Consider the following 14,990-nt stretch of genomic DNA (forward strand, 5'->3'; position numbering starts at 1 on the left):
CCAACGGCCCGAGCGCCACCCGAACCCGCGATGGAATCGACTCTTTCGAACTTCCCAGGCTTGCCCCGTGTCTCGTGGCTCGACGCCGAGCCGATGCCTCTCGTGCCGCTCGCGGACCAAGACGGGGCGTACCCCTATCTGGCGATGATCCGCCGCTACATCGGCGGCGCGGCGGATACCAAGGCGCACACCGACGTGCACACCGATACGCCCGCACCTGCCGCCACGCCCGACACGCCCGCCACGCCCGACGCCCTCATCACCGCCGCCGATTGTCGCGAACGGCTAGCCGAAGCGGATCGCATCTTCGCCGACTGGCTTGGGCCGTTGCATCGCACGGCGGCCGAGGTCGCTGGCGTCGACCCGTCGCGCATGGCCGATGCGCTCAATCACATGCATCACGCGTCGCGCCGTCTGACCATGTGCGATTCCGTGTTGCTCGACAACGTCGTCGAGCTGGCGCGCGTGACGATCGACGAACAGGTGCCGGGCGACTTCATCGAAACCGGCGTGTGGCGCGGCGGCGTGACGATTCTGTTGCGCGCCGCGTTGAACGCGTTCGGCGACCGAGGCCGTAGCGTGTGGGTGGCCGACTCCTTCGCGGGACTGCCGACGCCGGACCCCGCGGTCGATCTGCGCGAGGCCATCTGGCATCACCTGATGGGCGCGGTCGGCGGACTGCGCAGCGATCTGGCCAGCGTGCGCGAGTCGTTCGCCCGAGCCGGACTGCTCGACCGCCGCGTGCGCTTCCTGCCGGGGTGGTTCGCCGACACGCTGCCCGCTGCCCCGATCGAGCGGCTGGCGCTGATGCGGCTTGACGGCGACTGGTACGAGTCGACTCGTGTGGCGCTCGACGCTCTGTATTCGCGTTTGTCGCCGGGCGGCTTCGTGATCGTCGATGACTATGGCTTGCCGACCGGTTGCGCGCGTGCCGTCGATGAATATCGCGCCGCGCATGGGATCGATGCGCCGTTGACGCGTGTCAACGGGCAAGCGGTCTACTGGCGTAAGCCATGGTGAGCCGTGACGCGCACGCGGCGTTGAGTGCGCTGCTGGAAGCGCGGCTCGCGGAGCACTATGTCGCGCCGCCGCAGGCGTTAGCGGTCGATCTGATCGTCAGCGATTGCGCCGAGGTTTCGCGGCGCTTTCTGCTTGGCCCTTCGATTGAGTCGATGCCGACGCCGACGCCTACGTCGATGCCGACTCCGACCGCGACCGCGACTCCAGTTCCAGTTCTGCCCCCCTCTAGCGGCGCATACCCCGCCGCAGCGCGCATCACCCTAAACCACGCGCTACTAAGCGCGATGCTCGACGACCCAACCGGTTTCGATCCGCGCAGCGCCACCTCCCTCGCTCTCGGCGGCATGCGAATCGACGGCTCCGCGCGGCTCGCGGCGTACTGGCTGCAATTGCTCAAGCGTCCTTCAACAGCGGGCCGCGCGGCGCTCGAGCGGGCCAGGCAACGCGCGCCTGCCGCCCTCGCGACGGTGCGCGTGATGAGCACGCAAGGTTGCAATCACAACGACCTCTGCACAGCGCTTGCCGACGCGCTCGACGCCTCGGTTCCACTCGTTCTGCGCGATATGATCGACTGGCCGGAAGTCGCGTGGACCCTCGACGACTGGCGTCGCCATGAAGGCTCGACGGTGCTGCGCCCGGACCCATCGAGCGGCGCGGCGCAGACCGTGGCCGGCTTCATCGACAGAATCGCCGAGCAGTGCGTGGCCGAACCCGGCGCCGCGACTTACACGGAAGGCTGCCTGCTGCCACCGGCATGGGAAGCGCGCTTTGCGTTGCCACGCTTGCCGGCTCGTCTATTCGGCGCGGGTCAGCTCTGGTTTGGCCGAGCCAGCGGGGCGGCGCTGGTGACGCGTTTGCACTGCGATCTGGCGAACTCGTTTCTGGCCCAGATTCACGGCCGCAAACGCGTGCGTCTTTACGCGCCGGCTCAGGAAGCCGCCCTCTACGTGTTCGATTCGTTCAACACGTATCGCCCGTGCCGTGTCGACGTGGCGTCGCCCGATCTGACGCGCTTCCCGCGTTTTGCCCAGGCGCGAGGCGTCGATCTCGTGCTGGAACCGGGCGACCTGCTGGTGATTCCAACCGGCTGGTATCACTGTGTGTGGGCGCTGGATCATGTGCTGTCCATCAGCCGCTTCACCGCCGATGCCGCCGATGCCGCGGATGCCACCGTCGCTGCGATGCTGCGCGACGATACGGTTTCCCAATCGAAACTCACGAACACTGCGAGGACTGGATGAACGATGCAACCCGAAGCGGCTCGCGTCGCGCGCGCTTTCCGATGTGGATCCACCGCTCGTGCGCGGCGGCGCTGCTGGCGTCGGCCGCGTCGCTGAATCCGCTGACCGCGCAAGCGCAAACACAGGTGCAACCACAACCACAAGCCCCGGCGGCGATGACGCAGATCTGCGCGATGCGCGCGAACAACGCCAAGCTGATCGCGCAGGACCGTGACGCGGGCATCAGCAAACAGGACGAATTGCGCAAGACGCAAGCGGTGGCGGCGGCGATGCCGATCGAACGACAGGTCTACGCGGAAGCGGAACTGGCGACCTTTGTCGAACGTCTGTACGGACGCTACGCCAAAACACCGCCGCAGCAAGCCTACGACAAGTACCTCGCCTATTGCGAAGGCCAGGCCGCGCGCGGTGCCGCCCAGGTGCAGTGACGCACAGATGCGCGGCGCGTTGCGACGTGATCGTCGCTTCGCATTTCCAGCGCGCTTTTCGGATGGCACGCCATGGTCTCGATGCGACCCCCTAGCATTAGACGACCCCGGACCGCCGCTGTGTGTGTTTCGCATCCGCTTCACCGATGGCGGTCGATCTTCCCTTGCAGAGGACGCCATGACCGCAATCGCCAACGACACCGTTTCCAGCTTCTCCATGCCCAGCACCGACAGTTCGTTCTCGTCGGAGGATCAGAATATCAAGCAACTCGAGCAGCAGGTCGATCAGATGATCAATCAGGCGCTGCAGCAGAGTTCGTCGTCGCTCGGTCAAAACCAGACCGGGCAGGACGCGGCCGGCACGCTCGCGAGCTATATGAATCAGAACGGCATCTCGTCGCTCGATCCGAACAAGCTGTATCAGCTCGCGAATAATCCGCCGGCCGGCACGCCGCCCGAGGTGTCGTCGGCGGCGTCGTACATGCTGCAGAATCCGGATGTCTATCAGCAGATCGAAACGCACGACGTGTCCGGCGCGGACGGCATTTCGGGCGTGGGCAATTTCGAGTGGGCGGCGCAGGGCGGTCTCGACAGCGAGCCGTCGTCGAGCACGACCGACTCGATGGATTCAACGTCGACGCAGGGCGCAATGATGGGCGCGCAAGACGCGGCGGGCACGCTGTCGAGCTATATGAGCCAGAACGGGATCAAGTCGCTCGATCCCAACAAGCTCTACCAGTTGGCCAATAATCCCCCCGCCGGCACGCCGTCGGACGTGTCCGCGGCGGCGTCGTACATGCTGCAGAATCCGGACGTCTACCAGCAGATCGAAACGCACGACGTGTCCGGCGCGGACGGCAAGTCCGGCGTGGGCAACTTCCAGTGGGCAGCGCAAGGCGGGCTCGACCAGATGGTGTCCGATGGCACGTCCAAACTGCCTGACATGAACCTCGATCTGTCGATGAACATGCCCAATATGCCGGACTACACGCAGACGCTGTCTGCGTGATTGCTTGCGGTCGCCGTCGCGCGGCATTCAAGATCAAGTTCAGGAACTGACTGGTGGCATAGAAACCTGTGCCACCCAGTTGGCTTCACGATTCGACGCGCCGACGCGCGTTCGGTGCGCTGGGTTTATTTCCCCAGCGCGCCGCCAGCCGTCTTCGCTGCCCACACAACATCCCCATCCACCGCGTAAAGCCGGCAACCGCTATGACCGTTTGCGCACGCAACGAGCGCATCGTTCATCGGATCCAAACCTGAAGCCACGCCCCACGCGCCATCGGGTGCAATCGCGAACGCTCGTGGCCGGCGACTCGTCAGAAACGCGCCATAGGCCTTGCGTCCTTGAGCATTCAGATACGGAACGGCCGACGCATCTGTCAGCGCCGCAAAGTGCGTGCTCGGCGGTTCCGATTCGAGCCGAGGCCAGACGACCTTATTGTCGACCGCGTACAACTGGCAATAGTGCGTGCGTTCAGAACAGTGCTGCATGGCGCTCGCGGCGGCATCGAACCCGCCCGATGACCAGACCGCGTCGGTCGTCCCGATTGCGATCGCACGCGGCAGCGGCGCCGCCAGAAAACCGCGATACAGCGTCTCCCGTTGTTTCGCGTCCAGATAGGGCAGTGCGCCGACGTCATTGAGATCGGCATACGCACTCGTCATGTAGGCCTGATTCGGCAGGTACTCCGGGTTGACCTCGCGACCGGGCATGCCGATGCCGGTGAGGAACGCATCGGCTTTCTTTACCCACAGAGGCAAGCCCGCCGCCGACGCCGTCATGGCATGCGCATCCTTCTGGAACACGCCGTAGTCGACGAGTTCCGCGGGCGCGCCCGCCGCCGTGTATTGTCGAAACATGTCGCGCCAGGTCGAGGTGGCGAAGGTTTGATCGTTGTCGCCGAAGAACCAGATCGAGTGCAGTTTCGTGTGAGCGCCGAGCTGGCCGGCGCCGCTGATCAGGCTCGCGTCCGGCGCGTGGCAATCGGATTCCTTGAGGCCGCCCGCAAAGCTGACGAGTCCTTTTACATCGGGCGGGTTCTGCGCGCCAAACACCAGCGTGTTCCATCCGCCCATGCTTTTGCCGACCATGACGATCCGCGAAGCATCCACGCCCGGTTGCTGCTTCACGTAGTCGAGTACTTTGCGAATGTCGCGCGCTGCGTCCATGCCGGTCGCCACGAGATCGCAACCGTGCGGACGCATGGTGCCTTCGGAGCCCGCGTAGCCGCGCATCATCGGCATGGCGACCGCGTAGCCGCGCGAGAGAAAGTAGTAGGGGATGAAGTTATCGGCAATGCACGGCGCGTTCGCCGGATCGTGCGACGCACCGTGATTGATGAGCGCGAGCGGGAAAGGGCCGCCGCGCGATGGCATGTACACGGTGACCTTTAGGCGCACCGGTGGCGACGTGTCGATGGGCACTGTCAGGATGCGCTCGTTGAGGGGCGCGCTGGGCGAGTCGGGCGTGGTCCCGGCCGTGTTGGCGAGACCCGAATGGGCAAGCAACGCGAGCGATGCCAGAAGCGGCAGAACTTTATGCGTGGTTGCTTTCTCCATAGGGCGCGGGAAACGAGGGGCTTATTCGAAAGGATATCTTTGCGATAACGGCCGATTCAGTGTTTTCTGTAGCCCTCGCAGCAGCCTTCGTCTTCCTGGCGCAAAATGGACGCCCCGTGCCGGAAACCATTCCGTCCACGGGCTTCCCATCACGAACGCAGGAGACAACCATGACATTCGACGGTTCGGCCATCAAGACGTTGCTTGACAACGCGGTTTCGACCGGCGGCATTCACGGCATCGCGGCCGTGGTCGTCGACCGTAACGGCCCGCTGTTTCATCACGCGGCCGGCGAGGCAAGCGAGCATACGATGTTCCGCAACGCGTCGATGACGAAGGCCGTAGCCACCACGGCGGCGCTGCAGTTCGTGGAGAAGGGGCTGCTGAATCTCGACGCCACCGTCGAATCGATTCTGCCGGCGTTCGGCGAGTTGCAGGTATTGGACGGTTTCGACGGCGACACGCCGCGGTTGCGCGCGCCCGCCAGCAAAGCCACCGTGCGCCAACTGATGACGCACACCGCCGGTCTCGGCTACTTCTTCCTCAGCGAAAAGCTGATGCGCTATCACGAGGTGACGGGTGTGCCTCACCCGCTGTCGGGACAGAAGCAGAGTTTCTCCGCGCCGCTCGTCAACGATCCCGGCACCGTCTGGGAATACGGCACCAACACCGACTGGCTCGGGCTCGTCGTCGAGAAACTGGCGGGGCAGAGTCTGGGCAGCTACATCAGGCAGCACGTGTATGAGCCGCTGGGTATGAACGACTCGACCTTCGAACCGAACGCGGATCAGCGCGGCAGATTGCTGCGCGTGATGCAGCGCCAGGCCAGCGGCACACTTGCGCCCGCAACGATCGATCTTCCGCCCGTTTCCGAATGGGACGCCGCCGGCCATGGCTCGTATGGCACCGTGCAGGACTACGGCCGCTTCGTGCAGGCATGGCTCAACGACGGCGCCGGCATCCTCGAACCGGCGACCGTGCGGATGGCGTTGCAAAACCATATCGGGCAAATCACGTTGCCCGAGTTGATGAAATCCACGATGCCCGAACTGTCGAACGACACGCCCGGCGCGCCGTGGCCGCAGAGTTGGGGGCTGGGCTTCCACCTGACGCTCACCGATCTGCCGGGCATGCGCAGCAACGGCACCGGCGACTGGGCCGGCGTGTTCAATTCGTTCTACTGGATCGATCGCGCGAAGGGCATCGGCGCGGTGCTGATGACACAGTTGCTGCCGTTCTTCGACATGCCGGTGATCGAGACGCTGATCGGTTTCGAAACGGCGGTCTATCAGCAGGTGGGAGCGGCCGTACCGGCGGCGTGATGTTTGCACCGACAGCGGCATCGAGCGCGACCATCGCCTGAAGAAGTACGACAAGCGGCGCTGAACTGCGCAGAATTAGATCGACCCGTGGATCGCGGCGCGCGCGGCAAGTTGTCCGCGCGCGTAGAATCCCGGCTCTCTCGAAGCGCTGCTGGCTTGTCACTGCAACACACGCGGAACCGACATGGAAATCAAGTGGATCGAAGACTTCATTGCGCTTGCCCGATATCAAAGCTTCTCCCGGGCAGCGGAATTTCGGAGCGTCACGCAGTCCGGCTTCAGCCGGCGCATTCAGTCACTTGAACAATGGGTGGGCGCCGATCTGATCGACCGGAGCAGTTTTCCGCCGTCGCTCACGCCGGCGGGCCGTCTGTTCCGCGAAGCCGCCGAAGACATCCTCGAGAAGCTTTTCGACACCCGCGCGATTATCCGCACCGAGCAGAGAATGGCCGGCAAAGGCCTGCAGATTGCAGCCGGCCACACCATCGCGCTGAGCTTTCTGCCCGGCTGGCTGAAGGCGCTGACCGCGCATGTCGGCGAGGTGCGCGCGCGGGTGATTCCGACCAACGTGCACGACTCCATTCTGATGCTCGTCAACGGCAACTGCGAGCTGATGTTTGCGTATCACCATCCCGAGTTGCCGCTGCATCTCGACCCGGTGCGTTATCAGCATCTGACGGTCGGCGTCGATACCTTCATGCCGGTGTGCCGGCCCAACGAGCGCCTCGCGCCCGCATTCCGCTTGCCGGGAACCGCGAACCGTCCGCTGCCGCTCATCTCGTACACGGAAACCAGTTACTTCGGCCGCTGCCTCGCGCTGCTTCTCGGTCGCGCAAGCGCGGCGCCGGTGCTGCAACTGCATTACGAATCGGACATGGCCGAAGTGTTGAAGAAACTCGTCATGGAAGGCGAGGGCCTCGCGTGGCTGCCGAAAAGTTCGATCACGGCCGAACTCGAATCCGGCGAGCTGGTTCCCGCCGGGCGCGCCGAATGGCATCTCGAAGTCGAACTGCGCGTTTACCGCGACGCGTCGAATCGCAGCGAGTTTCTGGAGACGCTGTGGGGGCATATTCGCGCGACCAGCCAGCCTTCGTGATAGGGTTTTCACGGGTTATGCGAAATCAGCATAGGCGCATGCAGTACTAGCATCGACGTTTTTTTGAGGTTCCCTAATATCCGTTCAGACACAGAGACCGGCTAACACAGCGCGGTTTCTGCCTTTCCTGCGCGTGGTGTGCGACTCGCTCACCGGCACTACCCCTGGACGGATTCACATGAAGAATCGCCTCACTCTCTACATCTTTGTCGGCATGGTGCTCGGCGTTGTCGTCGGGTACATCTGTCACCGCTCGGTGGCGAATGCCGACGAAGCAAAGGCCGTTGCCGGCTACTTCTCAATCATCACCGACATCTTTCTTCGGCTCGTGAAGATGATCATCGCGCCGCTGGTGTTCGCGACGCTCGTCTCCGGACTCGCGGGCATGGCGGGAACCAGCGACGTGCGCCGCATCGGCTTCCGCTCGGTGGGATGGTTCCTGTGCGCGTCGCTGTTGTCGCTCGCGCTCGGTCTGGTGCTGGCGAATGTCTTTCAACCCGGCGCGGGGCTCAATCTGGTGCAGACCAGCGCCGACGTCAGCACCGGGCTGAATACCGCCGGTCTGAACTTCAAGGATTTCGTTACTCACGCGTTTCCGACCAGCATCATCGACGCGATGGCGCGCAACGACATTCTGCAGATCCTCGTGTTCTCCGTGCTGTTCGGCGTGGTGCTGAGCGTGATCAAGAGCGACCCGCGTGTCGCGCCGCTGGTGGCCGGCGTCGACGCGCTCGTGCCCGCCATGCTGAAGCTGACCGACTACGTGATGCGCCTCGCGCCGATCGGCGTGTTCGGCGCGCTGGCCTCGGCGATCACCGTGCATGGGCTGGATGTGTTGACGACTTACGGCAAGCTGATCGGCAGCTTCTACGTGGGCCTCGTCCTGCTGTGGACGCTGCTCGTGGCGGTCGGCTATGTCTTTCTCGGCAAGCAGATCTGGGCGTTGCTGAAGGCGATTCGCGAACCCGCCATGCTCGCGTTCTCGACCGCGAGTAGCGAAGCGGCGTACCCGCGGCTGACGGAAAAGCTGGAGGAATTCGGCGTCGATAAGAAGGTGGTCGGCTTCACGCTGCCGCTCGGCTACGCGTTCAATCTCGACGGTTCGATGATGTACCAGGCGTTCGCGGCGATTTTCATCGCGCAGGCTTTCGGCATGGATATGCCGCTGGGCACGCAGATCATGATGCTGCTGGTGCTGATGGTGAGCAGCAAGGGCATGGCGGGCGTGGCGCGCGGTTCCGTGGTGGTTGTCGCGGCGGTGGCGCCGATGTTCCACCTGCCGCCTTCCGGTGTCGTGCTGATCCTCGCGATCGACCAGATCCTCGATATGGGCCGAACCGCCACCAACGTGATCGGCAACAGTATCGCGACGGCGGTGATTGCGAAGTGGGAAAACAAACGCGCGCTCAAGCGGGGGACGGTGACTGTTGCGGATGAACCGGCTTTCGTGCAATTGCAAGGCGAGACGAAATGACCGAAGGGCTGGTAAAGAGCGCGCGTAAGTTTGGCGTGGTGGGCGGACTCGGACCGCTCGCCAGCGCGGATGTATTTTTCAAACTCGTCAAATCGACGCCCGCCACGAGCGACGCCGAACACTTCGACGTGGTCTTCGAGCAGCACCCGTTCCGAACCTCCGGTGCGGGAACGGAGGCGACGACGGAGCGCAAGCTGTACATCTTCGATCTGATCAGCCGTTTCGAGAAGCAGGGCGTGACGACGGTCGTGCTGCCTTGCTTTCTCAGTCACACCTTTATCGATGAACTGCGGGCCAACTCGCCGCTGCAGATCGTCGATATGGTCGAGGCCGTACGGAGTCACGTTCGACGGCGCTTTCCGTCGGTGCGTCGCATCGGCGTGCTTGCCTCGGACTACACGCGTCGCAAAGGGCTGTTCGAGCGGTATTTTGCGTCGCCCGAATTCGAGGTGGTCTATCCGCGCCCGCGGAACGGCCTGGATCTCGTCACCGAGGCGGTGTACGGCGCGGAGGGGGTGAAGAGCGGGAACCTGAATGGCCGGCCGGCGACGCTGTTACGCGAAGCATGCGAGGACCTGATCGCGCAGGGCGCGACGATCATCGTTCCGGGGCTGACGGAAATCGCACTGGTTGCCGGAGAGATCGGGTCGTTGCCGGTGCCGCTGCTCGATTCGAATCTGGCGTACGCGCAGTACGTGGTGTCGGGGCAGTACTCGTCGCCGGAAACCTTGTTCAAGGTGGGCGTGGTGGGCGGCGTGGGTCCGGCGGCGACGGTGGACTTCATTCACAAGATCGTGCGCAATACGCCCGCCAAACGGGATCAGGATCACATCAAACTACTGGTCGAACAGAACCCGCAGATTCCGGATCGCACGGAGAGTCTGATTGGCGATGGTCCCGATCCGACCATCTCCCTTTACGCGACCTGCAAGAAGCTCGAAGCGGGCGACGCGGATCTCATCGCGATTCCGTGTAACACCGCGCATGCGTTCGTCGAACGTATCCAGCCTTATCTCAGCATACCGATCGTGAACATGCTGACGGTGACGGTCCGCTATCTGCGCGAGCACTTTCCGTCGTTGCGTTCGGTCGGCGTGCTGGCGACCTCGGGGACCGTGGAAAGCGGCGTCTATGAAAAGGCGCTGATGTCGCAAGGCTTGCAGCAGGTCCTGCCGGGCCCGGCTTTGCAGGCTCGCGTGATGGATGCCATTTACGGCGAAGAGGGCGTGAAGGCGGGCTTCACTAGTGGACAGTGCCAGCTCGATATCGCCGCCGCGATCGATGGACTCATCGCGCAAGGCGTAGAAGTTGTCATTCTCGGTTGCACCGAATTGCCGCTTCTGCTTCCACAATCGGATTACGTGGCGACGAATGGCAAGTCGGTCCACCTTGTGGATCCCACCGACGTGCTTGCGCGGCAATGCGTTGCGTACGCCACGGCCGCTGCCACCGGCGCTGCCGTTACAGCGGAAACACTCTGCGTCTAATCGACCTCAACACCTCTTCACCTCTTCTCCCGGCCTCGTGACCTGCACGAGCGCCGGGCGACGCACTACGCCTGTCATGTCCAACTATCGAGGAATTCATGCTCACAGCCAACGAACGTATCGAACACGATCTTCTCGGCGACCTCGCCGTGCCCGCGTCGGCCTATTACGGTGTGCACACGTCGCGCGCATTGGAGAACTTCCCGATCACCGGTATTCCTATTTCGGTGTATCCGAATCTCATCAATGCGCTGGCGAGCGTCAAGGAAGCGGCCGCGCTGGCGAATTACGATCTCGGACTGCTCAGCGAGCTCAAGATGTCGGCCATCGTTCAAGCGTGCAGACAGGTCCGCTCCGGGGTTGCGCATGAGCACTTTGTGGTGGACGTCATTCAGGGCGGCGCGGGTACGTCCACCAACATGAACGCCAATGAAGTCATCGCCAATCTCGCGCTTGAGCACCTCGGGCATCAGCGAGGCGAGTACGGCGTTCTTCATCCCAATGAGGACGTCAACCTCGGTCAAAGCACCAACGACGTGTACCCCACGGCGCTGAAGATCGCCACCTATGCGGGCATCATGCAATTGATCGACGCGATGGGCGTGCTGCGGGCGTCGTTCGAACGCAAGGCGGAAGAGTTCAGAAGCGATCTGAAGATGGGGCGGACGCAATTGCAGGACGCCGTGCCGATGACGTTAGGGCAGGAGTTCAGCACCTTCGCCGTGATGCTCGGTGAAGACGAGGAACGCCTCAGGGAAGCCTCGAAACTGATCTGCGAGATCAACCTGGGCGCGACGGCGATTGGTACGGGCATCAATACCCACCCGCAGTACGCGGGGCTCGTCTGTACTCATTTGAGCAGCGTGACGGGCATTGAGCTCACCACGTCGCCGAATCTGGTGGAGGCGACTCAGGACGTCGGTTCGTTCGTGCAATTGTCCGGCGTGCTGAAGCGGGTTGCCGTGAAGCTGTCGAAGACCTGCAATGATCTGCGGCTTCTGTCGAGCGGTCCGCGCGCGGGGTTGGGGGAAATCAATCTGCCGCCGGTGCAGGCGGGCTCCAGCATCATGCCGGGCAAGGTCAATCCGGTGATTCCGGAAGTGGTCAATCAGATCGCGTTCGAGGTGATCGGCAACGACGTGACCGTGAGTTTTGCGGCGGAGGCCGGGCAGCTTCAGCTCAACGCGTTCGAACCGATCATCGCGCACAGTCTTTTTAAAAGCGTGGCCCATCTGCGGGCGGGGTGCTTGACGCTGGCGTCCCGATGTGTCGACGGGATCACCGCCAATCGCGACCGGTTGCGTGCCATCGTTGAGAACTCGATTGGAATCGTGACCGCGCTCAACCCGTACATCGGCTATACGCATGCGACGGAAGTCGCGCAGGAAGCGCTCGCTTCCGGTCGCAGCGTGGCGGAGATCGTGGTCGAGAAAGGGCTGTTGAGTCAGGCGCAACTCGATGAGATTTTGCAGCCTGCGATGTTGACGCAGCCGAGGAAGGTGGGGGCGGTGTCGTAAGCGGTGGATTGACCGGCGGCTGCGGCTGTGACGCCGCCGGTTATCTTTTGACTTCAGGTCCGGTGCGAGACGGTCGCATCGGCTTGCAATGGCTGCGTCGTTATCTGGTGACGCACACCCTCAGCGGGATTGTCTCTGAAAGACCCAAAGCCGTATTCGAGCAACGTATTTGCGCCCGAAATGCGTTGTTTCGCCGTGGGGGCGCCAAGCAGAACCGCAAAGACGCGATGACGATTCAGCGTGATCCAATGCGTTCGCGGCATGTCATGCGATCATCCGACACCTACCCATAAACGCTGCGTGCTTCCATCAGGAGCAAATAGATGTCGTCAGTGGCTGCCGAAAACCCTTCCAACGCGTACGCCCTTAAAGCCGCCGCTGTCGTCGCTCCATTCGTGGACGCCAACCTGTTTTCCGGCCTGATTCTGGTCGCGCATCGTGGCAAGCCGATCTTCCACGAGGCATTCGGCCTGGCGAATCGAGAATGGATGATCGCCAACTCGCCGGATACCCGATTCCGGATCGGTTCCATCACCAAGCAGTTCACGGCGGCGGCCATCGTTATGCTTGCCGAGCGCGGCAAACTCAATGTCACAGATCTGGTTTCAACTCACTACGCGAATGCGCCGGAGAGTTGGCATGAGGCCACCATTCATCAGTTGCTGACACATACATCGGGCATTCCTTCGTACACGGGTTTTCCGGACTTCGTTTCGAAAATTGGGCGGATTGACCATACGCCCGAGCAGATTCTCGATCTGGTGCGTGACTTGCCCCTGGAATTCACACCCGGCGAGCGTTTCTCCTATTGCAATAGCGGCTATGCACTACTCGGCCTGATCGTCGAAAAGCTCAGCGGCCAGACTTACTCCGCATTTCTGCGGAGTGAAATCTTCGATCCACTCGGTATGAGCAATACGGGCTATGACGAGACTCGCGCAATTCTTCCGCGGCGGGCGGCGGGATATGAGCGCCACGGCGGAAAGTGGATCAACGCGCTGTACTCCGCGATGAGCGTCCCATACGCCGCAGGTGGCCTTTATTCGACGGCCGACGATCTTCTGCGCTGGACCGAGGCACTTTCAAACGGCAACGTCATCAGCGCGGCCTCGCTGGACGAGATGCTGCGCGATCATGGCCACGGGTACGGTTACGGCTGGTTCATTGTCAATCGATCCGACCGTCGTCTGCATCATCACGGCGGAGGAATCAACGGCTTCGTGTGCGCGCTGGACCGCTACCTGGACGACGAACTGACGGTCGTCGTTCTGTCGAATCTTCAACATGCCATTATTCCCGCAATCGCGGAGCGCCTGGCGAACCTGCATTTCGGACGCCATGAACCGCGCGCAAGCGTACCGATCGATTCGCCGCTGCTGGAGGCGTACACGGGCTGCTATCGACTGGGACCGAAGTACTTTGTGCGGGTGACGATCGAAGCGGGCGCGCTGAACATTCACGCTCGCGGACAGGAGTCGTTGCGGCTGGCGTACGCCGGCGCCGATAGCTTCTTCTGCCAGGTTCGGGACATGCAGATCGATTTCCAGCGCGCCGACGAAGGCGGCATTGTCGCGCTGCTAGACCGCGAGCGCGGCTGCGACTTCGTGGCTCATCGGGTAGAAGAAGCGTTTGCCCGGCAGATCGAACAGGCGCCCCTGCAGAGCGCCGACCATGCCGGGGCGGAAACGGAGAACTTCGCCCAATATGCCGGATGGTATCGACTCAGCGCGTATATGGACATTGAAGTGACCTGCGAGGCAGGGCAGATCCATGTTCAGGCCACCGGTCAGGAAAAGCTGGCCACCGTTTATCGCGGCATGCGCCGATTCGAGCTGGTAGGTCGAAATATCGCCGCCATTACATTCGAACTCGACGGCGACGGCACGGTGTGCAATCTGATCCTGCATCAAGCCGGGGTGGATTGGCGTGGCTTCAGGCTGAACGAGGCAAACCGTCCAGCCCAATAGACTCCTATAGCCGCACCGATTGGTCAATAGAGAAGTGTGCTCAATTGCTCATCGGCGACGCCAGTCCGATACTCGCCTTAACGTCCCCTCGCTCATAAAAATCATGGCCATGCCAACGATGAGAGCAGACCTATTCGACGCCGCGCGTTCCCGGTTCTTATGCGGGTTTGCCCGCAAGATTCAGGGCAACGCCGGTACAGGGGCCGCGAGACTCAAGGGAGCCTGACATGGCGTACACCGATCTGGCGGTACTTGGGGGAGTCGGGGTTCTCGCACTGGCTTGCCTCGCCGTATGCGGCGTGTATGTGTACTGGGGCAGCGACCGATATCGCAATCGGCAGCGGCGACGCGCCGCGCAAAAAAGCGTCGCCCAGTTGGCGGCTCCAGATAACAAAATCCTTACAGGAGCGCGAGCCACCATGGGTACGGAACTCAGTCACCTCTGCAAGACCTCCCTGTATCGGGCCGTGTTCAGCCATGATCGCGACGATAGCGTCGTGTTTCTGAGCGCCGACAGCCGCGACGACGCGCGAGCGCGCGCGGCCGCCGCGCTGGCCGCGATTCATCGCCTCGAGGTCCCGGAGGTGACGCTCAGCAATCTCGCTTCGTTTCGCGAACTGGTCGACATCGGCGTTAGCGACGATGAAGACATGCGGATCTTCGAGCTGGCGTGGAAAGGCCCGCAGGTCAGTGCATGGGCCGAGCATCCGCTGTTTCTGATCAACGATCCGAGTCTGCTCGGCAAGTGGGCCGAACTCTATGCGGATCTGGTGCGGGAAGTCGCGCTCGCCGCGATCGACCGGGCGCGAGGCTAACCGCGTAACAACGCCGCCTGTTCAGCAGCGCCCGGTGATTGCCGGTGCGCACGCGCGCGCT

12 protein-coding genes are annotated in these 14,990 nt (G+C 62.7%); 11 read left to right on the forward strand and 1 reads right to left on the reverse strand.

The window, feature by feature from the left end:
• The first annotated feature begins 30 nt into the window (after positions 1 to 30).
• From HWY05_RS22955 to HWY05_RS22970, 4 genes are all read left to right on the forward strand, one after another.
• Positions 31 to 1,020: a TylF/MycF/NovP-related O-methyltransferase gene (locus HWY05_RS22955; RefSeq protein ID WP_208459105.1), complete on the forward strand. Its 990-nt coding sequence runs from the start codon at positions 31 to 33 to the stop codon at positions 1,018 to 1,020.
• Positions 1,014 to 2,261 carry a cupin-like domain-containing protein gene (locus tag HWY05_RS22960; RefSeq protein ID WP_176059746.1) on the forward strand — a complete coding sequence of 416 codons (1,248 nt, stop codon included), beginning with the start codon at positions 1,014 to 1,016 and terminating at the stop codon, positions 2,259 to 2,261. The genes HWY05_RS22955 and HWY05_RS22960 overlap by 7 nt, the downstream gene beginning before the upstream one ends.
• The gene (locus HWY05_RS22965; RefSeq protein WP_176059747.1) at positions 2,258 to 2,689 is read left to right on the forward strand and encodes a hypothetical protein; all 432 of its coding nucleotides are present in this window, start codon (positions 2,258 to 2,260) and stop codon (positions 2,687 to 2,689) included. The genes HWY05_RS22960 and HWY05_RS22965 overlap by 4 nt, the downstream gene beginning before the upstream one ends.
• A 178-nt stretch (positions 2,690 to 2,867) precedes the next feature.
• The gene (locus HWY05_RS22970) at positions 2,868 to 3,698 is read left to right on the forward strand and encodes a hypothetical protein (RefSeq protein WP_176059748.1); all 831 of its coding nucleotides are present in this window, start codon (positions 2,868 to 2,870) and stop codon (positions 3,696 to 3,698) included.
• Positions 3,699 to 3,823: 125 nt separating this feature from the next.
• Here HWY05_RS22970 and HWY05_RS22975 read toward each other — a convergent pair whose 3' ends face one another.
• Positions 3,824 to 5,251 carry an alpha/beta fold hydrolase gene (locus HWY05_RS22975; RefSeq protein WP_176059749.1) on the reverse strand — a complete coding sequence of 476 codons (1,428 nt, stop codon included), beginning with the start codon at positions 5,249 to 5,251 and terminating at the stop codon, positions 3,824 to 3,826.
• Positions 5,252 to 5,421: 170 nt separating this feature from the next.
• Between HWY05_RS22975 and HWY05_RS22980 the strand changes: the two genes are divergently transcribed.
• From HWY05_RS22980 to HWY05_RS23010, 7 genes are all read left to right on the forward strand, one after another.
• The gene (locus HWY05_RS22980) at positions 5,422 to 6,573 is read left to right on the forward strand and encodes a serine hydrolase domain-containing protein (RefSeq protein ID WP_176059750.1); all 1,152 of its coding nucleotides are present in this window, start codon (positions 5,422 to 5,424) and stop codon (positions 6,571 to 6,573) included.
• 184 nt (positions 6,574 to 6,757) lie between these two features.
• Positions 6,758 to 7,669: a LysR substrate-binding domain-containing protein gene (locus HWY05_RS22985; RefSeq protein ID WP_176059751.1), complete on the forward strand. Its 912-nt coding sequence runs from the start codon at positions 6,758 to 6,760 to the stop codon at positions 7,667 to 7,669.
• A 178-nt stretch (positions 7,670 to 7,847) separates the two neighbouring features.
• Positions 7,848 to 9,143 carry a dicarboxylate/amino acid:cation symporter gene (locus HWY05_RS22990; RefSeq protein WP_176059752.1) on the forward strand — a complete coding sequence of 432 codons (1,296 nt, stop codon included), beginning with the start codon at positions 7,848 to 7,850 and terminating at the stop codon, positions 9,141 to 9,143.
• Entirely contained in the window at positions 9,140 to 10,630 is a 1,491-nt protein-coding gene (locus HWY05_RS22995) for an amino acid racemase (RefSeq protein ID WP_176059753.1), read from the forward strand. Before HWY05_RS22990 ends, HWY05_RS22995 begins: the two co-directional genes overlap by 4 nt.
• A gap of 98 nt (positions 10,631 to 10,728) precedes the next feature.
• Positions 10,729 to 12,147: an aspartate ammonia-lyase gene (gene aspA, locus HWY05_RS23000; protein ID WP_176059754.1), complete on the forward strand. Its 1,419-nt coding sequence runs from the start codon at positions 10,729 to 10,731 to the stop codon at positions 12,145 to 12,147.
• Between the two features lie 323 nt (positions 12,148 to 12,470).
• Positions 12,471 to 14,114 (forward strand): serine hydrolase, encoded by a 1,644-nt coding sequence (locus HWY05_RS23005; RefSeq protein ID WP_176059755.1) that lies wholly within the window; start codon positions 12,471 to 12,473, stop codon positions 14,112 to 14,114.
• Between the two features lie 419 nt (positions 14,115 to 14,533).
• Entirely contained in the window at positions 14,534 to 14,929 is a 396-nt protein-coding gene (locus HWY05_RS23010; RefSeq protein ID WP_244146680.1) for a hypothetical protein, read from the forward strand.
• The last annotated feature ends 61 nt before the right edge of the window (positions 14,930 to 14,990 follow it).

The organism is Paraburkholderia sp. BCC1876, assembly GCF_902833695.1.
Lineage (GTDB): Bacteria > Pseudomonadota > Gammaproteobacteria > Burkholderiales > Burkholderiaceae > Paraburkholderia.

Coding starts and splice junctions, on each gene's coding strand:
- HWY05_RS22955 (WP_208459105.1), top strand. CDS start 31: ATGGAATCGACTCTTTCGAACTTCCCAGGCTTGCCCCGTGTCTCGTGG.
- HWY05_RS22960 (WP_176059746.1), top strand. CDS start 1,014: ATGGTGAGCCGTGACGCGCACGCGGCGTTGAGTGCGCTGCTGGAAGCG.
- HWY05_RS22965 (WP_176059747.1), top strand. CDS start 2,258: ATGAACGATGCAACCCGAAGCGGCTCGCGTCGCGCGCGCTTTCCGATG.
- HWY05_RS22970 (WP_176059748.1), top strand. CDS start 2,868: ATGACCGCAATCGCCAACGACACCGTTTCCAGCTTCTCCATGCCCAGC.
- HWY05_RS22975 (WP_176059749.1), bottom strand. CDS start 5,251: ATGGAGAAAGCAACCACGCATAAAGTTCTGCCGCTTCTGGCATCGCTC.
- HWY05_RS22980 (WP_176059750.1), top strand. CDS start 5,422: ATGACATTCGACGGTTCGGCCATCAAGACGTTGCTTGACAACGCGGTT.
- HWY05_RS22985 (WP_176059751.1), top strand. CDS start 6,758: ATGGAAATCAAGTGGATCGAAGACTTCATTGCGCTTGCCCGATATCAA.
- HWY05_RS22990 (WP_176059752.1), top strand. CDS start 7,848: ATGAAGAATCGCCTCACTCTCTACATCTTTGTCGGCATGGTGCTCGGC.
- HWY05_RS22995 (WP_176059753.1), top strand. CDS start 9,140: ATGACCGAAGGGCTGGTAAAGAGCGCGCGTAAGTTTGGCGTGGTGGGC.
- aspA (WP_176059754.1), top strand. CDS start 10,729: ATGCTCACAGCCAACGAACGTATCGAACACGATCTTCTCGGCGACCTC.
- HWY05_RS23005 (WP_176059755.1), top strand. CDS start 12,471: ATGTCGTCAGTGGCTGCCGAAAACCCTTCCAACGCGTACGCCCTTAAA.
- HWY05_RS23010 (WP_244146680.1), top strand. CDS start 14,534: ATGGGTACGGAACTCAGTCACCTCTGCAAGACCTCCCTGTATCGGGCC.